The following is a 23,924-nucleotide window of genomic DNA, read 5'->3' as shown; positions in this document are numbered from 1 at the left end:
TTGATTATTTTGTCATATTGGAAGGAAACAGGGGAACGATGTGGAAGAGTAAGTGGTATAGGGTGGATTCAAAGGATGAAGCTCTTCAGATGCCCAGTTCGCATATTAATTTTTTAAATGTCTGATAAGCCGGTTTCGGCGTATAATCATCCCGCATTATCCCAAATTGGTGGAAAAGGTCTTCTTTAGAACTATCTGCATCCCGCAGGCCAAATAGCTCGTAATGGGAAATATTGAGCTCAAGCCGCAGAGTGTAAATGGTTCGAATAACCGTCTCCAGAACTTCCGCCTGATGCTCGTAAGACCTTTCGATGTTGGCAACAGGGTTCTTTCCGGTCGGCCAGCCGTTTTCCGCAATTCTTATCGGTACTGAAGCGGGTATGCCGGCTGTTCTAAGATCTTTATCTCTTAAAGTGCGCAGGGTATGTTCGATGGAAGTTGTTATTGCTTTTAAGTCAAGGGGCTGCTCTTCAAAGACATCGACATAGAAATTATGGCCGACAAAATCGACGGCATCTCTAAAAGCCTTCCCGCCCGTCTTAGCAAGGTTTTCCCAAAAATCAGGAACTGCCATGGGGCTGTCAGGGACCGAACCAAAGCCAATCTTGAGCGGGAGATTGCGGTCCAGGGTTTCTCTTTTGGCTGCAATTACCCCTTCGACAAGAGCTTGCAGTATGTAAGGCTTTGAACCTTCCATAAACGATAAGTTGGGTTCGTTGGTAATTTGCAGGGAAGCCAGATGGGAGCCGTATTGCTTAATAATTTGGCGAATGAAATCAAGCCAATTATCAAGTTCTATCGCCGGCTCTTGCTGTTGTGTCCAATCTCCGCATCCCAAGGTTAAATCTCCTAATAAATTGGCAGCGAGGTAACGATCCGCGTTAGATAACATCTTTGCTTCCCATTCCTTAGTATAAATGAGATAATTTCTGGGAAGTAAAGTTTTAGTCGTACCCCGAAGGTCTTGGAGCGCCACTTGAATCTTCTCGTAGTTATCTTCCGGCCCCACAGCCAAACCGAAGGGTGTGCCGGCAACGCTGAGAGGATATATGCCGAAAGTTAATCCTTTGAAAATCATAAGGTTCACCTCTTTTTATTATCATTAAAGAAGATAGAAAAAATTATCCTGTCCCTATACTGTCTACATTTGCTTGTAAGGAGGCAATACCTTGAATAATTTACGCGCCCCTGAACTCTTTATTGATAAGGATGGGCAATGGTATGCTGACGGCATACTTATGACCAGGAAAGAAATTATTAATTTATTTGCTTCGCATTTAAAAAAAGATAGCCAGGATAGATATGGTATAGATTGGCAGAATCAATGGTATCCTGTGGATGTGGAGGATGCTCCTTTTTTCGCGCAATCGCTGACCGAACAGGCCGGCCAGCTTATAATACAGCTGTATGATGGCCGGAAATTCCCCCTGCCTCCGGGTAATATTAGTTTAAAGGGCAATATTCCTTATCTCTCCCTCTTCTGGCAATGCGATACTAAACTGTCTCGTCCTTCTTACAGCGAGTTATGTAAAAACTTGATCGAGCGGGACGGTCATTATATTATCCAATACGGTGAAAGCGAATGGCTTTTTGAAGAGATGAGCTGATTGAATTCTCCGGAAGCATTGTCCCTTTGGGCAACTTAACCGGAAGAGGGTAAAGAATGGCATTTTCTCTTAAGGGTAAGGCCATGAGGAATTTGGGGATAAAAGCTGATGGCTTTTTTAGACTTTGGTATAAACTTCAAATTCGATATGAGATATTGCTCGTCGTCAGGGCATAAGGCTCGCAGCCTAAAACAGTCTTTCCTTCCGAACAGTTCTTCAGATACGGTTTCACGGTTGGGCTTAAGCTGACGGAAATAAACGAAGTAGCGCTCACCGAGGGAAAATTGAATGTACAGGGAATTGGAATCTTGATTATGAATGCCAATGAGTCGGATAGGCTGAGCCTTATTAAGTCTGGACCATCCGGTGTACATGGTTGAAATCTCGGCGATCGTTTCTCTGAAACAGCCAAGACAAGTAAAATATTGAGCGAGATGATCTGTGTTAAGGCAAGGATCAGGATTCAGTAAAAACTTTTCTTGCTCATAAACTTTAGTAATGATGAGGTTATTGGTCAAGGGCCGATACGAGACAAGAACTAAACCTTCAGGATCTAAGAGTAGGATACTTTTGGGTGGAGATACTGCTTTCATAAATTCTGCCCCCTTAGATTCACTTCTTATCTAGTTATTCCCAATAACTTTAAAATGATAAGAATGAATCGTCTAGGCCTAAAAATAGGGGTTGTTTCAAAAACAAATTTTATAAGTTTTTAGAATGAAAGCCGTGTATAGACGTGGACTTTACCACTGTTATGCAGGGCTTTTGTTCTATAATATAAAGACTTTTACACCTTTTGCAACATCTATCCCTATTTCTTTTTGCTATCTTAAGGTTAAGATTTTTTCATCCACGGTTAAAATGTAAGAAGCAATTAAAAATATCCATGATCTGCCTGCGTGACATTTAGACCGCTTTTGGGGTTTAAATTATTGAGGAGGTGAGCAAAGAGATGAGAAAAGAGGGGAAACAGACCACAATCAGGAGGAAGGAAGAAGACGGAGAATGTTTAAGGAGTTCGGCTCAAGAAGAATGGTACCGGCAGACTATGCCGCGGCTTTATCGTTTTATCTATAGCAGGCTGCAAAATCATCCGGATTCGGAAGATATTGTTCAAGAAACCTATGTCCGCTGTCTCAAAAGCAGGGGCGCTGAAACAACGTTGCCTTCCTATCCTTACTTAAGGGAGACTGCACAGAATTTAATCTATGACCGTTTCAGACAATTGAAAACTCACTTAGTCAGTCCCTTGGATCAGGAAAGTACGGATTTAAAAACAACGGAAGACAATGTTATGGCCAAAACGTTTGTCCAGGATCTTTTGCATAGTTTGCCGCCGGATCAACGGCAGGTTTTGCAACTGCGCCTTGTCGAGGGATATTCCCGTAAAGAAACAGCAATGCGCCTGGGGTGCAGTGAGGACTCTGTCCGCGGTTTACAGTACAGGGCGATTCAAAAGCTGCGCAGTTTAATGCGCAAGGAGGAGAAGGAGGGATAACGATGAAAAAATCTCCGGAGCTGGAACTCGATAATTTTATAGATTCTTTAAACCTGGAACAACGGCCTGATTACAGTGAGGATAAGGATACGGCTGAGCTTCAGGAAACTGCCCGCTTGGTCAGAGGTTTGCGGCCGGCAGAGGGACCTAGTCCAATGTTTACAGAGAGTTTGTATCATAAGCTGCCTTTGGAGGGTGCTCAGCTGCCTAAAACCCGCAGAAGGTTTCTACCTTGGGCGGCTTTAGTGGCTTGTTTTTTGGCAATAGCCTTGATTGTTTCACCTTGGCCGCTTAGAAAGCAGGATATTGTCTTAGCCATGGAACAAACTGTGCAGCAACTGCAAAATTATCACGGGACTATGGAAAAGATCAGCAGCAATCAGGCGGGCGACAAGCAGGTGTATGAAAACGTAGAAATCTGGTCGGAGGGGAATAAATATGCCACTCGCGACGCAGAGGGAACAATGACTGTCAATAACGGTGAGCAGCATTGGACCGTGCAGCCTAACCTTAAAGAGGTTGTACTCTTGCCCGTATATCTCGACACTCATGATTTTGATTTGCGTCAAGAGGCAGAAAAAGCTGCGGCCTATCCCCACAAGGCAGTCGGCCAGGATTCGATTGCCGGTCGTCTCGCAACTCGTATTCAAGTTACACCGCCGGGAGGGGCCTCTTATTTTCTCTGGGTGGACGTAGAAACGAAATTGCCGATTCAGTTGCAAACGGCAATGCAGAAAGCAGTGCAAACAACTTTTACGTTTGTTTCCTTTGAACCCAATACTCAAATTCCAACCGCGATTTTCTCTTATAATCCGCCGCAAGGGTATAAAATTATTGATAAAAACCAGGACAAACAAGTCAAGGATATAGCGGAGGCATCTCAAATCAGTGGTCTGACACCGATCGTGCCAAAGGAAATTCCCCAAAAGATCATGGCGAATAAAAACCGGATTGTTTTTGACTGCGGCGATACGGTGGTGACTGAAACCCTGGCGAGCTCCCCTTTGGTTTTAGCACCGACTGCGTCACTTGGCCAAGCGCCTGGGGGACAACTGGAGGTTCTCACAGACAGTTTGCGTTGGCAGCAGGATGGACTGGAAATTAAGGTACAGGGCAAACGGGCGGAAGACTTGGCCAAACAGCTTAATGATAAGCTTGTACTGCCTCAGGCCGGGCAAGGGATTAGCCCAACGCCTGCGCAAGAGGTAACGGTGGATATGGAAGTTGAGAAAAGGAATCAACAGCAAGTCGATGCCGGCAGCAGTCCTTGGCAGCTCGACCCCACGCAAGTCGCTTTTACCTTTGTCGCCTTGAAAATGTCTCCCGGCGGCATTAACGGCAACCCTCCGTTAGCCTATACTTCCCTTAAGCTGACCACAAACACTGGAAAAGAGGCAATTGTTCAAGTTCAGGAGGGCCCCATCAAAACGGTCTATCTGAAGCGTTTAGTCCGTCAGGATGATACCGGTATTTGGACTGTCGTAGGTTATGACCCTAAGTGATAGAAGAGAAGTACCAGGATTTTTGGGGTCTTTTTATGGAATTTTTATAATTGCTTAAAAAAGGCTTTAAGACCTCCCTCTATAATCATCTTGTAGCTAAAAACAAGGGAGGTCATTTTAATGAGTAAGCTTAAATTGATGTATGATGTGATTAATACAATGAAAGATAAGGAGGCAATAAAAGGGATTCTCAGCCTGGAAGGGACAAAAGATCAAACTAAGATTTTCGGCTTTGTTAATGAATTTGAAAAGAATCTTGACAGCGGTGAGACTAAACTAAAAATCAGCACAGAGCTGGACTATAACGGCAAAAAGGTCAAGCATGACAGTCAGACGGAATTTACGCAGCAAGGCTGCCACGGGCACGGGCATCATATGCAGCACATGCAGCACGGCTTCATGGGTCATATGCACCATCATCGGCAGGTGAGCCTCGAAGGTCACGAAGATCTGAAATGTGCAGGACTAAAAGGAAAATTAACAAAGCTGGCTTACATGTTAAATATCCTGAACCAGATTAAAGTTGAAGAACAAGCGGACCAATCCGTTCTTGTGTCTCTTAGCTTGAAAGAAATTCCGGATGACCTGAAAAAGGTTTTTCAAGAAAGAATGAATCACCACGCCATACCTGAGCACCGTGAGCATCATGGTTTGATGAAAGAATTTTTTACTTTGCAGGAGCCGGAAGTTCAGTTTAAGCTCTGGGTCCGTGAAGCCAAAGACGTAGAGAGGATTTTATTTACGGTTGAAGGCAAACAAAAAAATGATCCTCAGGAGATCCACGATCTGAAATTCAAAGCGGAATTGAAACTGTTAAACTAAGAGTAAATTTTAGGCCAAACGAGGACGCGAAACCTTGAATTGTTTTGCGTCCTTATTCTCAGTATAATAAACACGAATACTAGGAAGAAAATTGGGTGATCCACATGCTTGAGAGCCTGTTAAGGCGATTGTACCGTAATGTAGAAAACCATAAAATGGCTCATCGCAAGAAGCGCCGGATATTTCAGCGGAGGTATCAGGAATTGCATTACCGGCGTCGAAAGTTCTATAGTAAAGAACGAGAATTGCTTCTGCATCAGGAATTCCATCACAGGCACTGGGAATTTAATCGGTATCATAAATCTTTGCGCTTTTTTCGCCCCATAAGTATCATTGTAAATCTGATTATTCTTTACATTCTTTTTCGCTGGGTAGGGTTAAAGGCAATCAGTGTTCTCTTTGCCGTATTTATTATTGTCAAGGAAGTCTTGCAATTTGTTTTTCTCTGGAGGGTGGAAAAGCGAGTCTTTAAGCCTATCCTTAAGCTCAAAAACGGCGTCGAGGAGATTGCCAAAGGGAACTATGATGTGTTCATAGAAACTGACAGAATGCACGATTTAGGATTTATGGCGCTACTGGTAGACTCTTTTAATGAAATGGCCCAAAAGCTGCAAGCCGGCGAGAAGCTGAAGTCTGAGTATGAGGAAAATCGCAAGACCTTAATCGCTAATATTTCCCATGACCTGAAAACCCCCATCACCTCTGTTCAAGGATATATTGAGGCAATTTTGGATGGCGTTGTCAATTCCCCGGAGAAAGTAACTAAGTATCTGAAAACGATTTATCAAAATATCATTTATATGGATAAATTAATTGATGATTTGTTTATCTTTTCCAAACTGGATCTGCAAAAGCTGGAGTTTAAGTTTGAGGCTATTCCAATTAGAGCCTTCATGGAGGATCTGATGGAAGAATTCAAGTTTGAACTTGAAGAACGGAAAATTAATTTTTACTACCGGAACAAGATGGAAGGAGATTGTCAGCTTAATATTGACAGAAAAAGAGTACATCAAATTTTCAAGAATATCATAGGGAATGCCGTTAAATTTGGCTCTAATCCCGGTTTTGGCATAAATGTCCAAATGAACCGGCGAGCTGAGGCAATTATTATTGATATTGAAGACAATGGGCCGGGAATTCCCAGTGATAAATTGCCCTATATTTTTAACCGGTTTTATAGAATTGACAATGAGCGGACTAAAGATTTAATGAGTACCGGACTCGGCCTGGCAATTGCCAAAGAACTTGTTCAAGCTCATGGAGGCTCGATAGAGGTTTCCAGTGCCGAGGGGGAAGGCAGCTGTTTTTCTTTAAAATTTCCGGTAATAACGACTATGAATGAGGTAGGCCATGAAACGAATTCTAATTATTGAAGATGATTTGAATATCGCCGAATTGGAACGTGATTATCTTTTCTTAAACGGTTATGCGGCGGAAATAGTCCAAGATGGCGGGCAAGGGCTGAAAATGGCCCTGACCGGTCGCTATGATGTTATTATCGTTGATTTAATGCTGCCTGGTAAGGATGGATATCAAATTACCAAAGAGATTCGTGGTAAATTTGAAATCCCGGTCATTATTGTATCCGCCAAAAATGAAGACATTGATAAGATAAGAGGCTTGGGTTTCGGTGCCGATGATTATTTAACCAAACCTTTCAGTCCAGCCGAATTAGTAGCCAGGGTTAAATCCCATATTGCCCGGTATGAACGGCTCAAAGGCAAAACCGTCTCCTCGGAGGTAATAAATCATCGAGGTTTGGAAATCAACACGGCCTCTCATAAAGTCTTCGTTAATGGCAAAGAGATTCCCATGACAACGACAGAATACGAGCTTTTGGTTTTTTTTGCCACCAACCCTAACATTGTCTTTAGCAAAGAACACATCTTTGCCACGATCTGGGGAGATGAGTACTTCGGAGATACGGCGACTGTGTCGGTTCATGTTCAAAAAATCCGCAAGAAGATTGAAAGAGATCCGTCAAACCCTGAATATATAGAGACCTTATGGGGAGCGGGATATCGCTTTAACTCCTGAACTTTTCCCGTTTAAAGCTTCTCCTCACACTTCTCTAAAACTGAGAATAGTGCTGAAACTCTCCGAATATGTTTGTTCAGGGCTCAGGCGTTTAGTTTTCTGGGTTTATCTTCGAGTTTCCGCACGTTACTCTTGTTTAAGAAGACTTCTCTGTCCGGGAAGCAAGGAGTTGTTATAGATCAGAAGAGTTTTTTTATAAATTTTAAAGAAAAGACTTGACATTCCTGCACAGGAATGTCAATATAATAAAAACTGCTAAAACGACGATGAGAGGAACTAGTACAATTCGCATTTCTATGTTAGAGAGCTGCTGGCCGGTGCAAAGCAGTCATGGAACAGGATTGGAACTCTTCCTTGAGTAGCCGACCGAAATTAATCAAAGTAGGCTCGGACGGATCTTCCGCCGTTAAAAGGAAGAGGATATCGGATGTTGATCTTAGCTGATGAATGTTTGGGGTTTGAGGCAGATGTTGATTCTTCTGATCGAACACTGACCGTGACTCAGGAACTTTGGCTATATCCCGTATTTGTTAGAGAAGACAGCCCTGGCTGTTAACTTGAGTGGTACCGCGAATTAACCCTTCGTCTCAATCAGAGACGAAGGGTTTTGATAATTTTAAGGAGGTTTTTTTATGCAAAAGTTATACGTATTTGATACGACTCTTCGTGATGGAGAGCAATCCTTAGGGATAACTCTTAATGTCAAGGAAAAACTTGAAATTGGTCATCAATTGGTTAAACTTGGTGTTGATATTATTGAAGCGGGTTTTCCTGCCTCTTCACCGGGAGATTTTGAGTCTGTACAGACTATGGCTCAAGAAATCAAAGGAGTCACAATTTGCGGTCTGACACGAGCGGTAGCTCAAGATATCGACCTATGTGCCGAAGCATTGCGCAAAGCAGAATATCCCAGAATCCATACCGGGATTGGGGTTTCTCCGGTTCATATGGCCAAGAAATTGAACTTAACACCCGAGCGGGTGCTTGAGCAGGCAGTTTTTGCCGTCAAATATGCCAAGAAATATGTCGGAGATGTGGAATTTTATGCCGAGGATGCTTTTCGCGGTGAGCCGCTCTTTTTAACGAAAGTCATCGAAGCTGTTATTGCCGCCGGGGCAACCGTAGTAAATTTGCCGGATACCGTGGGATATGCCAGTCCTTGGGAATATGGAGAGCTAATTAGCTTCGTGATTAAAAATGTCAAAAATATCGATAAAGCGGTCGTCAGCGTTCACTGTCATAATGATTTAGGAATGGCGACTGCCAATTCCTTAGCCGGGATCAAGGCAGGTGCCCGTCAGGTGGAAGGCGCTATCAATGGAATCGGTGAACGGGCCGGGAATACAGCGTTAGAAGAAGTTATCATGGCGGTTTTCACGCGCAAGGACGGATACGGAGTGGAAAACAACATTAACCATCGTGAGATTTCAGCTACAAGCAGACTTGTATCACGCATTACCGGAGTGACCGTTCCGGATCATAAAGCAATTGTCGGGGCCAATGCTTTTAACCACGCTTCAGGAATACACCAGGATGGAGTCCTGAAGGACCGGGGAACTTATGAAATTATCCAGCCGGAAACGATTGGCGTTCCTCAAAATATTATTAGTCTGACGGCAAGGTCCGGAAGGCATGCTTTGCAATTTCGTCTTGAGGAGTTAGGATATAGAATCGAAGGGGCTCAGTTGGATGATGTTTATCAGAGGTTCTTACTTTTAGCCGATCAGAAGAAAGAAGTCTTTAATCAAGATTTATATGTTTTGATGGGAGATTCGGGTGACTCGGAAAATGGCATTGTTTTTCAGAGTATGTCCATTGCAACATCAGGTGTGGGGATGGCAACGGCTACGGTAACGCTGGAAATTGAAGGGGAGATAACTACGGATGCCGCCTGCGGCAACGGTCCGGTCAATGCCCTCTTCAACACTATCGATAGAATAACAGGCAATAAGGCAACATTGGAAGATTATACGTTAAAATCCGTATCCCGCAGTAGTGAAGCTCTTGGAGAGGCCACGGTTAAGCTGCGTTATGGGGATGGACATTTGGTTGTCGGCAAAGGTTTTTCAACAGATGTGATTGAAGCCAGCGCCAAGGCATATATCAATGCCCTGGCTAAGAAAAGCTCGGGCGAGGAGCCGGCCATGGTGATTTAGCCCATTGCCGCCGTAATATTTGAGATTGAAAGTGTTCAACGGAAGGAAAAATAGGAAATTCAGCGAAAATAAAAGGAGGAGTGAATACAGGGATCAGGAAGGGAGAAACTGCACCATGGAACAACATTTTCTTGTGTTCAAAGAAGTAGCTGAAACAAAAAACATTACCTTATCCTCCAAAAACCTCCATATGAGTCAACCCAGCATTAGTTTACAGATTCAAAATTTAGAGAACTATTATGGCGCTCGATTTTTTGATCGCACTAATAAAGGCGTTACGCTGACTAAAGAGGGCGAAATATTCTATAAACATGTGCGAAGTGTCCTGGGGATTCTCGCGAATGCCAAAGAACAAATATGTGCTTTGGCCAAGGATCAAAGACGGCTTATTTATTTAGGCGCGACCTTAACGATCGGAGAATACATTCTGCCCAATATTCTGGCTTACTTGTTCAGGACTCATCCGGGGGTTGATTTTAAAGTTAAAATCGCTAACACTGATTCCATTATGCAAGACGTTCTTGAGAAAAAAATTCACATCGGCTTAATTGAAGGGCCAGTCCCCCATCATAAGGATTTGAATGTCGAGAGTTTTTGGGAAGATGAATTGGTCGTTGTCCTGCCCTATTTTCATCCCTGGGCCACCAGAAAGAGTATTACCCTCTCAGAGCTTCCTTTTGAAAGACTCGTTGCCAGAGAAGTCGGTTCCGGTACGCGTAAAGTGATGGAAATGGCCATCAAAGAAAGAGGCCTTGATCCGGCGCAACTAAATGTAACAATGGAATTAGGAAGTACTCAGGCCATAAAACAAGTTGTTGCTGCCGGTCTAGGCATCACAATCATCTCCTCTTTAACGGTTCGGAAAGAATATGACCAGAAGATTTTTAAAACCCTTAAAATCCAAGATGCTCCCGTTTATCGTCCTCTCAGCATTTTGACGAATGCGCAAAGTACTCAGTCGAAAGATGAGCGCCGCTTAACCGATTTACTCCATGACCGGGAGTTGCTGACCCAAATTTTAAGTAAAGATTATAATGAATTAGAGGACCACAGTAGGTCGGGCGCAGCCGATCCTCAGTAAAGGTCATTGAAATTATCTATAAAATATAATAGTGCTGCGTGAAAAAAGCCTTCTTCAGTCATGGATGCTGGAAGGCTTTTTTATACGTTTTTTTATTGTCAGAAGTGGTTCTTTGCATATTTCCCGGAACTGAATAAGGCCAAGCGGTGGTCGTGATTGATAAGGTTTTAATTCAGGCCTGCTTCAGGCGTGAAGATGTTTTGTATTGTCCATTGGGTAACCGGGAAGCTGGTCAAGGTTCGGGATGCTATTCCTCAGAGCAAAGACGACCACTTTTCTCAGGATTCTTTCCTGGATTGATGAAGGATCAGCCAATTTCATGCGTTTCATGTGACTGTAAGTTGATTTGGGAATCGGCCTGAAGAATTCTAAAAAGAGCCCTTTGGCCATTTTAAACCGGTGTCCCTTTGCTAAACTTTTTAAGGCTTTCAAAGATCCTCCTAAAGCCACGTCATCTTCTGTCAAGTCCGTGCCAAAGGGGAAGCTTTTAAAGACACCGTAGGCCTGATAAGGCTTAAGCAGAGAGGTTATTTCAGAAGGAGTGTTGTGTCTATATTCTTCCGGAATTTCGTAGTCGAGAGGGATTTTTCCCGCTTTTTTTGCCTGGTTTAATAATTGTGCCTGGAACCTGGAGTCTGCGATGTTAATAAGCTCGGCAATCACCTTTTTTTCCGGTTTACCGCGGACATCTGCGATCCCATACTCGGTGACAATAATGTCTTTCAGGTGTTTAGGAATAGAACAGTGACCGTAGCTAAAGACAATGTTTGACTTGAGAGTTTTTCCCGAACCCTTTGTGCTTTTAATCATCATAATGACCCGGGCATCGGGCAGGGCATGCCCCATAGCCACAAAGTTATACTGTCCCCCGATTCCGCTGACGACACGACCGTCTTGGAGTTGATCCGAAGCGATGGCTCCAAGCAAGCTGGCAATCATTCCGGTATTGACAAAGCGGGCGTCTTTTCTTTGCAGGCTTCTCAATTCTTCTCCGCCGTAAAGTTGATTGACCTTATCCACGCCGGACATGCCGAAAAGCTGTCTTTCCTCCTCGCTCATCTCATTTAAAGCTTTATAGAAGGCTTTGGGACCAACAAAGAAAGCCCCTAAGATGACCTGCCCTCCCAGCAGTTTCTTGCCAAGTAATTCTCTTATCCTTAAACGATTTTCTTCTGCCGTCAAGTCTGCCGAATAGCAGACTTCGCCGTCTCTGATCACACTATTTTCGAAGGCAAGACCTTTTTTTAAAATTCCGAATTTAGTCAAGAATTTAAAGTCGTCTTCATCTAATAGCGAATGAACCGCTTTTAGTTCAATTAATTGCTCCATAATGTCCGAAGGAATGCTGTCGGCTGAGAGTTTTCCGGCATTGATTAATTTCATAATCGGGATATTGTCAAAAACTTGGCGTTTGAGAATTTTGCTTTTGTACATTTGCATAAAAGCGTCAACGAACATTTCCGATGAGCCATAGAGCCCTTTTTCAAAGACCCCCGTGCCTCCCCAATTTTGAATAAGCTTTTCATAACGTTTCAGAATTCCGGATTTAGCGAGGATCTCCTGATACAAGTCATTATGTTCATTGCGTAAAATAAGTCCGGAGACAATAGCGTCCCCAAGGGCGCCAATTCCCACTTGGATTGTGCCGCCGTCTTTAATTAAGGTGCTGACATTAATTCCGATCATATGATCGGATAAGGAGACAGGGTCTTTGGGAGGGGCAAAAAGTTCATAATCAAACTGGGGCCCTTGAAGAATAATGTCGTAGCTGTTTCCTTCGATAACAGCATCTCCGTACATAAAGGGCATATTCTTATTGGCTTCTCCGATAAGGACGACCTTTTCTCCTTTGGCCCTTTGTTCTTTGAAAGAGCGAATGGCTTCCAGGCAAATGTCTGTGTTGCATCCCATAGAGTACATCCTTTTGCCGTCAATATCGCGGTAGCCGATCAGTTGCCCGAAAACGTTAACCCCAAAGTTGATAGCATCACGGCAAGCGTGGGTATAGTGAGTGGCCATGTGGTTTTGCTGAGCAACGGGATCATTCAAGTAGCCGCCGGCTTTACTGAAAAATTCATAAGCCTCAACATTGGGGGGGAGTTTCTTTTCCCGAAAATCCAGCATATAATCAATATCCGGCACGCCCGCAAAAACCCTGTCAACCAAGGGCTGCAGATATCTTTTTTCCAATTCCGTACTTCCTCTGGGCTTTTCCAGGGGAAGTGCTGTTAGAATTTTCAACTTGATTTCCGGGTCTTCTTTGGCTCTTCTATATAGTTCATTAATAAAGAGAATGGGTTTCCCCAAAGCGAGGGTCATAGAGAAAACAATGTCTTTTCCTACATAATTAATGACATCATCGACACACTTTTTAACATCATCATAGATCATTCCGGAGTTTTCCTGCATTATAGTCGCCTACCAATCCAATAATTTTTGGCAATAAAGAGCCTGCCTATAACGTTCCGTTGCCTGAATAGACTAAAATGTAAAAGTGTATGAACTTTTTGAATGATCATTCATTCAAAGAAATTTTAACATATTTTAGTTCATAATAAAATGAGTTATCAAAATTAATTAATCAATTTTGATAACTCACATTAATTAAATTTATGAAGTTTATTCTGTCTATTCAAAAGAATTATGGCCAAGAGAAAAGCAAGCATACCTAAGAGGCAAAATCGTCAAGTTTGAGTATTTCCCGGGCCTCATGGGGGGCGGCGACCGGTCGGTCTAAACTCCCGGCAAGCTGGACTAAGCGTTCCACGAAAGGAGCGTTTCCTTTAGCAAGTTCTCCTTTGCGCCAAAAAATATTATCTTCCAACCCGGTGCGTACGTGACCTGCCAGAAGAATACCAAGAGCGTTCATCGTAAGTTGATGCCTGCCAATACCGGATATCGTCCAAGTTGAAGCTTGTGGGATTAATTGAAGTAAGAAAAGAAGGTTTCTCGCTGTGGCTGCCATCCCGCCGGGTACTCCCAAGACAAAATTGAAGTGAAGAGGGGGCCGCAGAAGACCTTCCTGCGTAAGCAGCAGGGCGTTTTCTACCATGCTGCTGTCAAAGACTTCGATTTCCGGTTTCACATGATGACGATTACAGATTCTGACGAATTCACGGACCATTGGCAGGGGGTTGCTGAAGACGTCTTTGCCAAAGTTTACGCTGCCGGTACTCACAGAAGCCATTTCAGGGGCTAAGGTGACGGGCTGAATGCGTTGCGATGCCGTCATTCCAAGGGCTCCGCCGGTTGATACCTGGATGATAAGATCGGTTTCAGACCGGATATAGGAGATTGTTTCAGCAAAAAGTGTTTTGTCGGACGAAGGGTTTCCTGAAGCATCGCGCATATGCAAATGAACGATCGAAGCTCCCGCATCCCATACCCGTTTAGCTTCAGCGGCGATTTCCCGGGGAGAATAGGGCAGGAAAGGGGTTTGCTGGCGTGTGACTTCCGCCCCCACGAGGGCGGCAGTAATAATCAGTTTCTCCATAGAAAGGCACCTCCGCTTAAGTTTTAAGATCAGGAGTATTTAAGCCGGAACCTCTGGGGGGATTAAAGCGTTGTTTCTCTCTGGGTACCATGCAGGTGCCGCTGGCCCGGCAAACAAGAATAGGTTCGGTGAGAATTCCGGCTGTGGAATCGCTTCCCTGCAGGGGTGAAATAACCTTTTTGGCCTCAAACTGCATTTTACGGGAAGTATGGCCGTAGTGAGTGATAACGCCCGTAGCTTCAATGTAATCCCCGGCAAAAACCGGGGCTGAAAACTCGATCATATCATAGGCTACAAACAAACCTTCATCCCCGTCGCTGTAGATAAGCAATTCTGTAGCTACGTCGCCAAAGAGTTTCAGCATATGCGCCCCATCCACTAAGCCCCCGCCGTAATGGGCATCGCCGGAACTAATGCGCAGTCGGATTTTACTTACATACATTGTGATTGCCCTCCTTTTCCTCTGTTTTTGGTGCATGTCCCGTCTGAGGGGTCAGTTCTGGCTGCTTGGGAATTTTCGCAGGATCTTTTAAACTGCTCTTTTGCCTGCCTGACTTGGCCAGTGAGTTTCTATCTAATGGAAGTTTTTCCTTGAGCTAATAGTTGCTCAAGAATAAAGCCGGCCACGTCTTCGGCATAAGTGCCGGGACCGAAGCCGGCGTCATAGCCTAACTCTTTAGCTAATTCGTAAGTGATTCTCGGTCCGCCGGCAATGAGCAGAAAACGTTCCCGCAGCCCTTCAAGCTCAAGGATTTCAACCATTCGAGTAAGGTTTTGGAGATGGAGAGATTTTTGGGTGACAATTTGGGAGATTAAGAGAGCATCGGCTGAGAGCTCCAGAGCTTTGGCCAAAAGCTCTTCACAGGATACCTGGGCCCCCAGATTGACGGCTTGAATCTCCTGATAGCTCTCTAACCCTTTATGGCCGTTATACCCTTTCATATTCATGATGGCGTCAATCCCGACAGTATGGGCGTCACTTTCGATGCAGGCACCGACGACAATTATCCGGCGGCCAAGCAGCTTATGGATGCGCCTTTCTATTTCCGGTTTTTCCAGGCGTTCGTGAGAAAGCTTAGGAACCTTGATATCCTTGAAGTTCACGCTGACTGGAGAGCAGGCGTAAAGCACAAAGAAGCTGAAGTTCTCTCCGAGATTTTGGGCGTGGACGATCTTGGGGTCCTGAAAGCCGCTGTCTAAAGCCCAACGCCGGGCTGCCTCCCGCGCCTCCTCACCGAAGGGGACGGGCAGGGTTAAGGACAACTGAACAATTCCATCATTGAGGGTATCTCCATAGGGGCGAACCTTACTCAAATCAACGACTGTCAAAAAGACCACTCCCCTTCTGAGATGGTTCCCTAAATGCCGCTGCCAAGGGAATTGCTTTGTTTTCGTTTTGAAATAGAGTAAGAAACGGATTGAGATACCGGGGGTGTTTAGCAATAACTCCGTTCAGTCCCCGCCCTTCTGTTGGTTTGCGGGAAATATCCGCAAACATTCCCAATTCCAAAGCAGAAAATAAACCGATCTTCTGAATTTCTTCAAGCATGTTCACGGCTTTTTGCAAAGTTTCCCGCGCCCGCTGCTGAACTAGGCCGCCTGCCGCGAACAGGATGTCATCTTGGAGACGCCCAATGGTTTGGAAGACGAGCTTAGCTGATTCGAGACTAAGAAAACGATCCTGCATAAGAGGAGTATGGATGGCTTCAGAGGGCATTCCCAGCAGGTGAATGCTCTGGCCCGTTAATACTGAGGCAACATTGAAAAGAGTATCCTGGACATGTCCGCGAAAAATGTTGCCGGTCATATATTTCGTGGGAGGCATGTATTTGATGGGGGAACAGGGGAAAACCTCCCGGATCAGTTGGGCTTGGGCTATTTCATATAGGAAAGCATCCGGCACTTCCGGGTTGATTTCCATAGCATGCCCCAAGCCTTGTTGTTCCTCGGGAATCCCGGATAAGAAAGCAAATTGCTCGTTCAGGAAATCAGAGGCCAGGACTGTATGCGCGTTCTCCAAGGCGTCGGCCGTCGTCAGATAATTGTCTTCGCCTGTGTTGATAATGATGCCGGCAAAGCCGTTGATCAAGCGGGAAAAATATTGATCGATAAAGGTGCGCTGCATGTTTATATCGCGAAAGATGATTCCGTACATAGAATCGTTAAGCATGACATCAAGCCGCTCCATGGCCCCCATCGCGGCAATTTCCGGCATACAGAGTCCTGAGCAGTAGTTTGTAAGCTGAAGGTAGCGGCCAAGCTCCAGGCCCACTTCATCAAGCGCCTGGCGCATAATCCGAAAATTTTCCTGGGTGGCAAAGGTTCCTCCAAACCCTTCCGTAGTGGGTCCGTAAGGTACATAATCAAGAAGGCTTTGTCCTGTCGAACGAATGACGGCAATGATGTCCGCCCCTTGACGGGCGGCAACCCGGGCTTGAAGGACATCTTCATAAATATTGCCCGTGGCTACGATGACGTAGAGATACGGCTCGGGAGTTTCAGGCCGGCAGGCGAGCCGCTCTTCCCGGTTTTTGCGCTGCCGGGCAATTTGCTGCACGGCAGGTAAGGCCAGAGTGAAAGCCGTTTTAAGGATTTGATCTTCAGGAAAGGCCGGCAGATTTGCCAAGGAGAGCTCACCGTTAGCCAGGTGTTCGGCAAGGGGTTGAGGCTGCAGTTCGTAATGCAGGCAGGCTTTGGCCAGCAGGCGAGCGACTCCTTCTGCTAAAAGGCCAAGGTCCTGGCAGTGGTCAACAACCACATTGGGCAGAGGAATTCCGTCCGGATTAGTCCCTTGAATACCTAACAGGCGAAGCACTGCACGTTCGACGCTGACCGTGGTGTGGGAGAGAAGCAGCGGTGCGATTTGGCTTACTATTTTCTGAGCAAGTTCCCGGGCTTTCCGAATAAGCTGAGGGTCAAGCTGAAGCTTGGTTGGAGTGTAAGGACGAGTCATTAAATATCACCTCCTGTTCAACATTTTGCGGGCAGCCAGACCTGCCGGCTTTGAACATCCACCAGAGGGACTTGGGAATAAGGAAGGAGTGCTTCGGCGAGCCGGCATGTGGAGACCGGATTTCGTGGATGCCAGGGGCAGAGGGTGATCAGTGCGAGCTTAGGCCGTTCCAGCAGCTGTACGGCAATGCCGCCGGACTTAAGAATCTGCCAGGTATTGAGAGAAAGCAAAATCTGAGCGGGGCTGCGCACGACAAACTTTTGCGGCAAACGTTTTTGCGCACGGAGTGTTAGGTAAAAAGCATCTGTGAAGGCTCCTTTAAGATAAATCACCTCAGTGTGGGGAGGAATAAGCAACTCCTGGTGCCAGAGAGGGGCGGGCAAACAGGTCCAGGTATCTTGTTGCAGATAAGCGTTGTGCTGTAAAGGAATGTCAGCCTTTAGCTTGGCATTTGCGGAATTCCTTTGGGATGTAAAGGTTGGAAGCTTAAAGAGCTCCAAGATATGGAGGGATTGTTCGACTAAAAGAGGCCAGGTATCTCCCCAAGCGGCTCCTAAACTGAGAATGATTCCCGTATCTTGAAATTCAAATTCAGCTCTTTCTTTTTTTGAGCTTAGAGCTGGCGAAGAAAATAAGCAGATGTGGGAGAGCCGATTTAAGGCACCATCAATATGAATTCTCGTTGCTCCGCAGTGGCGCAGGTTCGAGACTCCCAGCCGGAGCTCGGAAAGAGTTGAAGGTCCTGCCAGACGAAGATTGCCGGGAGCGGTTACCCTCAGAATAAGCCAAGGGCCGTACTGAGGGTGATTTCCCCATTTTTCAAGCAGATTGTAGCCTGCTTCGTTTTCAGGAAGAAAACGTTCCGCAGTGAGAACCAGTTGCCCGGGAAAAACAGGAATAGGGGGTTTAGGGTGATTGTCAATAGCGTCGAAAGCTTCTCCGTCATGGCCGATTGAGGTCAGTCCGAGGGGTTGGCCCGGAAATAGGGCATTCAAGGCGTTAAAGGCGGTCGTTTTGCCGGCGTTTTTGCTGAGGCCTGCAAAAATAAGCGCGGACAGTTGAGAAATTCTGGGTAATAATTGATATTCCCAAGCTCCGGTTTTAAGCATAAGTGCTGGCATAAAGTTCACGCAGCCGAAGATTTTCGCGTAAAATCTCCAAGGCGATTTCTGCGTGTCCCTGGGTGTAGCCATTGCCAATCAGCATAGTTATATCTTTGCCTATTCCTTCAGCTCCTAAGGCTGCAGCCGTAAATGACGTGGCCATACTGAAAAAGTAAACGGTCCCTCCGTTTTTAGTAGCCAGAATGCTCCCCAGTTCGGTCTGAGGGATGTTGACCGCATTTATCGTCAAATCTGCCAGTTTTCCCTTCGTCAGACGTTCGATTTGGCGCAATAGCCAAAGAGCATCGCGGGCATCTCCTTGAAGCGCAAGGACAGGAAGCCCTGATTTTTTCATCCGTTCCAGCCCGGCGGCGGAATGACTCAGTCCAATTACTTTGCCGGTGATTCCCGCTCGTTTGCAGGCCTCGTGCAGGCATAGAAGTCCGGATTTTCCTCCTCCCCCAATGACAAGGACTGTGTCTCCCGGTTTAACAATTTTGGCTGTTTGCGCCGGGGCGCCCGCCACGTCCAGAACGGCAAGGGCCAGCTTCTGAGGGAGGTCGGCGGGAAGCTGGGCATAGATGCCGCTCTCAAATAAAACCGCTTCCCCCCGGATTTCCACTTGGTCGGTTTCCGTATGGACTGAGATGATCTCATCGATACGAAGGGGAGTGAGGGATAAGGATACTAAAGTGGCGATGTCGTCTCCGACGCGGAGGGAACGCTGTTCCAGCGCCTTGCCGATGGCTTTTACTTTACCGACCAGCATTCCTCCGGAACCTGTCACAGGATTATGCTGTTTGCCTCGCCGGGAGACCGTTTCCTTGAGGATATCGGCAATGGCCGCTGAATTTCCCTTAGCTTGATGCTTGATTTGGGTAAAAGAGGCGGAATCAATATTGAGAACCCGGACTTCGATAAGTATTTCGTTGTCATAGAGAACTGAAAAATTATTATCCAAACGCAGGGCGGGTTGGGGCAACACCCCTTGAGGCTCAAGGACGCGGTGGGTTCCGTAAGGACAGCCCAAGGTCATCTGCAAAACTCCTTTCAACTGAGAATTTAATTATTTGGCATGACGGTGACGCCGGTCGAGGTTTGCCGGTTCCAGGGAAATTGTCTGGTGATTCAATAAGCTCAGTACACCTAGAGGGAGATCACTTTGCCGGCAATATTCACACTGGCAGGGTTCCTGCAGACGATTCGGCTCATCATACACGGTAATAACCCCCTCGTAGTTGCGAAGTATGACTTTATTGGGTCCCATAGATATAAGATATTGCGGACTGACCGGAATCTTGCCTCCTCCTCCCGGAGCATCAATGACATAGGTGGGCACGGCATAGCCGCTTGTATGTCCGCGCAGGTTTTCCACGATTTCAATTCCTTTGGAAACTGATGTTCGAAAATGTTCAATCCCTTTGGAAAGATCACATTGATAAATGTAGTAAGGACGAACTCTATTTTTGACTAATTCATGGACAAGCTTTTTCATTAATTTAGGGCAATCATTGATGCCGTGAAGAAGAACGGATTGGTTTCCCAGAGGGATTCCGCAGTCCGCTAAACGCGCCAAAGCGGCTTGGGCCTGAGGGGTCATTTCTTTAGGGTGGTTGAAATGGGTGTTGACCCAAAGAGGATGGTATTTGCGCAACATCCGGACAAGGTTGTCCGTGATGCGCATAGGCAGTACAACAGGCGTTCTGGTTCCGATGCGAATAATCTCTACATGCGGAATGGCACGCAAACCAGAGAGAATGTATTCCAGACGGTCATCAGATAAGGTAAAGGGATCACCGCCGGAAATTAAGACATCCCGGACTTGCGGGGTAGAGCGTATGTACTGCAGGGCCAGGTTGAAATGTTCCTCGGGAAGAGGCCGGTCCGTCTGGCCTGCCATTCTGCGCCGGGTACAGTGGCGGCAGTACATAGAACATTGATCCGTTACGAGCAGGAGAACGCGGTCCGGATAGCGGTGGGTTAATCCGGGCACAGGCGAATCCGTGTCTTCATGCAGTGGGTCATAAAGATCAAACTGTCCGACATGAAGTTCTGAAGAGGTGGGAATGGCTTGCTGACGTATTGGGCACTTGGGATCATCAGGGTCCATAAGCGCGGCATAATACGGTGTGATGGCCATGCGCAGGGTTTGCAGACAATGGGCGATGCCTGTCTCTTCCGCGTCTGTGAGAGGGATAACCTTTTTTAAGGCTTCAACCGTAGTAATTCTTTGAGAAATTTGCCAGCCCCAATCATTCCATTCATGTTCGGTGACCTTTGCCCAGATTGAGAGGTCTTGACGTAAAGACATAATCTAACCTCCTCAGTGTTAAATAATTGCCAATTAGGTTAGTCCTGCTTTCTGCTTCCACCTTGAGCTTTATTTGGAATTTATCTTCTTGCCCTGACGTGATGTGCAAGCCCTGAATAGGGGGTTAAAATATTCGTCGTTAGAAGTATATTCTGAGAAATTTGAATATGCCCCTCGCCAATCTCCATCAGCAGCTGATAATCTTGAAAAGAAAAGCGCCTGAGCGGATGAAGCCGCTCAAAAGAAAAGAGACTCTTAATGCAGAGTCTCTGAGAAAAATTTTTAAAAATAGTTTTCCCCGTATAGATTACGCCCCGGTAAGTTTGGGCCTGGCTTAGATTACTTAAAACCGGCTGTTCATTGCGAAGCGGTAGAGGATGAGTGGCCGACATTGCCGTGACAGGATATGCAGCTTACGTTGCCGGAAATCATAGGCTGGTGGCTAATAGGCGGAGCATTGGGGGCAGAGCCGGGAGCGAGAGTAATGTTCTTAGCGTTAGGATAGGCGCTGTCTTTTCCACTGTGACAATACAGACAGGCATCTATATGTGGCGTCCATTCAAGTTTCGCGGGAACTTGGTTGGTAAAATGGAGGTACAACTCTTTATAACTGCTTACCTTACGTACTATGTAGCCTAGGTTTCCTGGGGCAGCGTGACAACTTAAGCATTCCACATCTTTATGAGGTCCTGTTTGCCAAGAAGCGACTTGAGGTGCGATCTCATGGCAAGAGGTACAGAATTGCGGACGGGAAGTGTAATGCATTCCGGCATACGCTGCAACTATGAGCACGACAATTACAATTAAGCCAATAAGCACGGTTCTCTGGGCCTTACTGGCTTTGGCAGGCCGCCCTTCGTTCGGTGCCATATTTATCATCCCCTTTTAGAATGTTTTGTCGATTCCTCTCGTTATCCAGTTCTTAGTGTTACATTTAGTTCGCAAAAATATGTAATAATCTGTTCTGAAACATACTTCTTGTATGGTATAAAAGAAGTATTTTTCGGCAAACTATGGATGTTTAAGGAACCAGTGAAGGAGGTAATTTTAGTGCGTCGGCTTAAAATTTTTGTTCTATGCATCATGACCTTAGTCATTATCACTCTCGTTGCGGCCTGCAATACACAAAACCAAACGCCAACTCAACAAACCCCGACGACAAACGTGACTCAGACTGCGAACAATAATCCCACCTATGTCGGGGAGCAAACCTGTCAATCCTGTCATAAAAAGGACAACTTTGACAAAACTCACCATGTTCAGTCGTTTAAACCATTGTCTGATTACAAACTTGACAAGACCTATGGCACGGTGACTGTTTATGATGGCGCTGCCAATAATGCCAAATCGACAACTGTAGATTTAAGCAAAGCGCTTGGTGTGCAAATGGATACCTATGTTGTGGCCCAGATTCCCCAAACAGCCGGTTTTGCCAAGCAGTATTATAGAGTAGGGCATTTGATCAAGAACTCTGACGGAACGTATAAGATTGATAACCCTGGTTTGGTTACAGGTACTCAGAATTGGTCTGCGGGGGATTATACGTGTCTTGATTGTCACAGCCCCGGAATGGGTAAATCCGGTACGCCGGACTTGACAATTACCTGCGAAGCGTGTCATGGTCCGGGAAGCGCGCATGTTGCGGCAACTACAGACGATCAGAGAAAAGCCACCATGGTAATGCCGACGTCTGAAACTTGCCTGAAATGTCATCAAAGTGATCCAACGAAAGATTCCACAACAGGTGCAATCATTACCACGAATCACTACGGTACACGTGACTATACTTTCAGCAAGCACAATACCACAGGCATGATTAACGGTTGCTTGACGTGCCATAGCCCGCACGATCCGAATGCCAGCGGCCAGTTGCTTAAGAAAGATAATCCAAACGATATTTGTGCTACTTGCCATGCAGGAAAGAATTATGATGTAAATACCATCATGTGGAAGAACAAATCTGATCCTCACGGTCACACGACCGCCGATCACAGCTTCACTGCTGTTCCGGAGTCCGCCACAAAAGTTAATACAACGACAAAGAATGTGGAAATTACCGATCCTACCGTGCTTGACATGATTAAAAAAGCGTTGCCCGATCTGGCTAAGTAAGATTGCTTTAAATTAGTGAGATAACCGAGGCCTGACCCAGAAGGGTTAGGCCTCGGTTCCCTTTGTACATTCAGAAAGTATAACCTTCGGTTGTATACTTTCCTTCTGCATAAGGGCAACTAGGCAGCCGCCTGCGCCGGAGGCTTGGCGCCAGCCAAGTTTTCTTTAAGCCAACAAAACACAAGTATCCGCCTTTCACAGACAAAGTGGACTGAGGATACTTGTGTTTTGTTGGCTTGAGGCCTGGTTTTTACAAAGGATTGCGGTAAGGGAGAGGTTAAATTTCAGCTTGCTATCGTAACAATATTATGTTACATTAAGAAACGGAACAAAACATTGTTTCGTCTAATCTAGCGGGAGTGAATTTGATGAAAGAAGAGCTGTTATCCAAAAAAGAACTGCTTATTTTAACGGGAATTTCTTATGGTCAGTTGTACCGATGGAAGCGCCAGAATTTAATTCCTGAGGCCTGGTTTATTAAACAAGCCTCTTTTACCGGACAAGAAACGTTTTTTCCCAAGGAAAAGATTCTTAAAAGGGTTGAGATGATTCTGAATCTTAAGGATCAATATTCACTGGAAGAACTTGCGGATTTACTTTCGCCGGAATCCGCTACCAAAACGTTTACAAGCTCGGAGCTTTTAAAGCTCTCAAGGTTAAACAAAGGGGCCGTTGAACTATTCGGACGGGTTCTGGGAAAGAATCAATTCGCTTTTCGTGAATTATTGCTGATGGATATTGTTGGTGATCTGTGTTCTAAATATCTTTTAAGCGAACAAGAGCTTGAGGATATAGTAAGAAGTATTGCCAAGTGGTTGCCCAATCTTAAAAATACTTTATATCGCTTTACCCTTTGCCAGCGGGAGGAGCAGAAATTTTGTCTTTTATTGCAGCAAGAGGCTGCGCTTTATCTTGATCACCGAACGGAAGAATTGCAAGTCTATGATTTGGATGAGTTGGCTAAGGATCTGCATTTGGAATTGAATAAGGCCTTAGAGGAGGGGTAAATGCGGAAACTGTAAATAGGAATCGGACCGGGATGTTATGGCAAAGTGATTGAGCAGACATCATCTTTTCGCTGATAAAGTAGACTTGATTCCGGTGGGGTTTTTAACTCCATCTGAATCTTAGTCGCACTTATCCAGGGACTTAGCCGCTCTTAACTCACCGCTTGCCGAAGCGGGAGTCTTAGAGCGGATTAGTCAGCGGCTAAAAGTTTGACCGTTGAAAAAGCAATTCAAATCTAGGA

Annotated in this window: 21 protein-coding genes and 1 other annotated feature; of the genes, 10 read left to right on the top strand and 11 right to left on the bottom strand. The window is 45.6% G+C overall.

What is annotated here, in order from left to right; translation table 11 throughout:
* Positions 1–85: 85 nt before the first annotated feature.
* Complete coding sequence (locus tag REC12_RS00300; RefSeq protein WP_308891461.1) at positions 86–1,078, bottom strand: hypothetical protein; 993 nt, start codon at positions 1,076–1,078, stop codon at positions 86–88.
* A 91-nt stretch (positions 1,079–1,169) separates the two neighbouring features.
* On the opposite strand from REC12_RS00300, the gene REC12_RS00295 reads away from it, so the two are divergent.
* Positions 1,170–1,607 carry a DUF1285 domain-containing protein gene (locus tag REC12_RS00295; protein ID WP_308891459.1) on the top strand — a complete coding sequence of 146 codons (438 nt, stop codon included), beginning with the start codon at positions 1,170–1,172 and terminating at the stop codon, positions 1,605–1,607.
* A 35-nt stretch (positions 1,608–1,642) separates the two neighbouring features.
* On the opposite strand, the gene REC12_RS00290 is transcribed toward REC12_RS00295, so the two are convergent.
* Positions 1,643–2,200, bottom strand: coding sequence for a hypothetical protein (locus REC12_RS00290; protein WP_308891456.1), 558 nt, complete (start codon positions 2,198–2,200; stop codon positions 1,643–1,645).
* A gap of 359 nt (positions 2,201–2,559) precedes the next feature.
* On the opposite strand from REC12_RS00290, the gene REC12_RS00285 reads away from it, so the two are divergent.
* The 7 genes from REC12_RS00285 to REC12_RS00255 all read left to right on the top strand — a co-directional run bounded on the left by REC12_RS00285 (position 2,560) and on the right by REC12_RS00255 (position 10,703).
* Complete coding sequence (locus tag REC12_RS00285; RefSeq protein WP_308891454.1) at positions 2,560–3,105, top strand: RNA polymerase sigma factor; 546 nt, start codon at positions 2,560–2,562, stop codon at positions 3,103–3,105.
* A gap of 2 nt (positions 3,106–3,107) precedes the next feature.
* The gene (locus REC12_RS00280; protein ID WP_308891452.1) at positions 3,108–4,607 is read left to right on the top strand and encodes a LolA family protein; all 1,500 of its coding nucleotides are present in this window, start codon (positions 3,108–3,110) and stop codon (positions 4,605–4,607) included.
* Between the two features lie 120 nt (positions 4,608–4,727).
* Positions 4,728–5,429: a hypothetical protein gene (locus REC12_RS00275; protein ID WP_308891450.1), complete on the top strand. Its 702-nt coding sequence runs from the start codon at positions 4,728–4,730 to the stop codon at positions 5,427–5,429.
* A 104-nt stretch (positions 5,430–5,533) separates the two neighbouring features.
* Positions 5,534–6,802, top strand: coding sequence for a sensor histidine kinase (locus REC12_RS00270; RefSeq protein ID WP_308891475.1), 1,269 nt, complete (start codon positions 5,534–5,536; stop codon positions 6,800–6,802).
* On the top strand, positions 6,780–7,466 hold the full coding sequence (locus REC12_RS00265; RefSeq protein WP_308891448.1) for a response regulator transcription factor: 687 nt from the start codon (positions 6,780–6,782) through the stop codon (positions 7,464–7,466). Before REC12_RS00270 ends, REC12_RS00265 begins: the two co-directional genes overlap by 23 nt.
* 257 nt (positions 7,467–7,723) lie before the next feature.
* Positions 7,724–8,059, top strand: a binding site (T-box leader).
* A gap of 39 nt (positions 8,060–8,098) precedes the next feature.
* Positions 8,099–9,622, top strand: a complete 1,524-nt coding sequence (locus tag REC12_RS00260) for a 2-isopropylmalate synthase (protein WP_308891446.1) — start codon at positions 8,099–8,101, stop codon at positions 9,620–9,622.
* A 115-nt stretch (positions 9,623–9,737) separates the two neighbouring features.
* Complete coding sequence (locus REC12_RS00255; protein WP_308891443.1) at positions 9,738–10,703, top strand: LysR family transcriptional regulator; 966 nt, start codon at positions 9,738–9,740, stop codon at positions 10,701–10,703.
* A gap of 183 nt (positions 10,704–10,886) precedes the next feature.
* Here REC12_RS00255 and REC12_RS00250 read toward each other — a convergent pair whose 3' ends face one another.
* From REC12_RS00250 to REC12_RS00210, 9 genes are all read right to left on the bottom strand, one after another.
* Entirely contained in the window at positions 10,887–13,112 is a 2,226-nt protein-coding gene (locus tag REC12_RS00250) for an acetyl-CoA hydrolase/transferase C-terminal domain-containing protein (protein WP_308891440.1), read from the bottom strand.
* A gap of 259 nt (positions 13,113–13,371) precedes the next feature.
* On the bottom strand, positions 13,372–14,196 hold the full coding sequence (kce, locus tag REC12_RS00245) for a 3-keto-5-aminohexanoate cleavage enzyme (protein ID WP_308891439.1): 825 nt from the start codon (positions 14,194–14,196) through the stop codon (positions 13,372–13,374).
* Between the two features lie 16 nt (positions 14,197–14,212).
* Positions 14,213–14,638 carry a 3-aminobutyryl-CoA ammonia lyase gene (gene kal / locus REC12_RS00240; RefSeq protein WP_308891436.1) on the bottom strand — a complete coding sequence of 142 codons (426 nt, stop codon included), beginning with the start codon at positions 14,636–14,638 and terminating at the stop codon, positions 14,213–14,215.
* A 128-nt stretch (positions 14,639–14,766) separates the two neighbouring features.
* The gene (kamE, locus tag REC12_RS00235) at positions 14,767–15,534 is read right to left on the bottom strand and encodes a lysine 5,6-aminomutase subunit beta (protein WP_308891434.1); all 768 of its coding nucleotides are present in this window, start codon (positions 15,532–15,534) and stop codon (positions 14,767–14,769) included.
* Positions 15,512–17,149, bottom strand: a complete 1,638-nt coding sequence (gene kamD, locus REC12_RS00230) for a lysine 5,6-aminomutase subunit alpha (protein WP_308891432.1) — start codon at positions 17,147–17,149, stop codon at positions 15,512–15,514. The genes kamE and kamD overlap by 23 nt, the downstream gene beginning before the upstream one ends.
* 17 nt (positions 17,150–17,166) lie before the next feature.
* On the bottom strand, positions 17,167–18,270 hold the full coding sequence (locus REC12_RS00225) for a hypothetical protein (protein WP_308891430.1): 1,104 nt from the start codon (positions 18,268–18,270) through the stop codon (positions 17,167–17,169).
* Positions 18,251–19,288 carry an L-erythro-3,5-diaminohexanoate dehydrogenase gene (gene kdd / locus REC12_RS00220; protein WP_308891428.1) on the bottom strand — a complete coding sequence of 346 codons (1,038 nt, stop codon included), beginning with the start codon at positions 19,286–19,288 and terminating at the stop codon, positions 18,251–18,253. Before kdd ends, REC12_RS00225 begins: the two co-directional genes overlap by 20 nt.
* A 30-nt stretch (positions 19,289–19,318) precedes the next feature.
* Entirely contained in the window at positions 19,319–20,563 is a 1,245-nt protein-coding gene (gene kamA / locus REC12_RS00215) for a lysine 2,3-aminomutase (protein ID WP_308891426.1), read from the bottom strand.
* 357 nt (positions 20,564–20,920) lie between these two features.
* Complete coding sequence (locus tag REC12_RS00210; RefSeq protein ID WP_308891424.1) at positions 20,921–21,433, bottom strand: cytochrome c3 family protein; 513 nt, start codon at positions 21,431–21,433, stop codon at positions 20,921–20,923.
* A gap of 180 nt (positions 21,434–21,613) precedes the next feature.
* Here REC12_RS00210 and REC12_RS00205 point away from each other — a divergent pair, with 180 nt between their 5' ends.
* Both REC12_RS00205 and REC12_RS00200 read left to right on the top strand, forming a co-directional pair.
* Positions 21,614–22,675 carry a cytochrome c3 family protein gene (locus tag REC12_RS00205; RefSeq protein ID WP_308891423.1) on the top strand — a complete coding sequence of 354 codons (1,062 nt, stop codon included), beginning with the start codon at positions 21,614–21,616 and terminating at the stop codon, positions 22,673–22,675.
* A 368-nt stretch (positions 22,676–23,043) separates the two neighbouring features.
* Positions 23,044–23,682, top strand: a complete 639-nt coding sequence (locus REC12_RS00200) for a DUF4004 family protein (RefSeq protein ID WP_308891421.1) — start codon at positions 23,044–23,046, stop codon at positions 23,680–23,682.
* Positions 23,683–23,924 lie beyond the last annotated feature (242 nt).

Source organism: Candidatus Desulfosporosinus nitrosoreducens (assembly GCF_030954495.1).
GTDB classification, from domain to species: domain Bacteria; phylum Bacillota; class Desulfitobacteriia; order Desulfitobacteriales; family Desulfitobacteriaceae; genus Desulfosporosinus; species Desulfosporosinus nitrosoreducens.
This window is presented reverse-complemented; position numbering and strand designations above follow the sequence as displayed.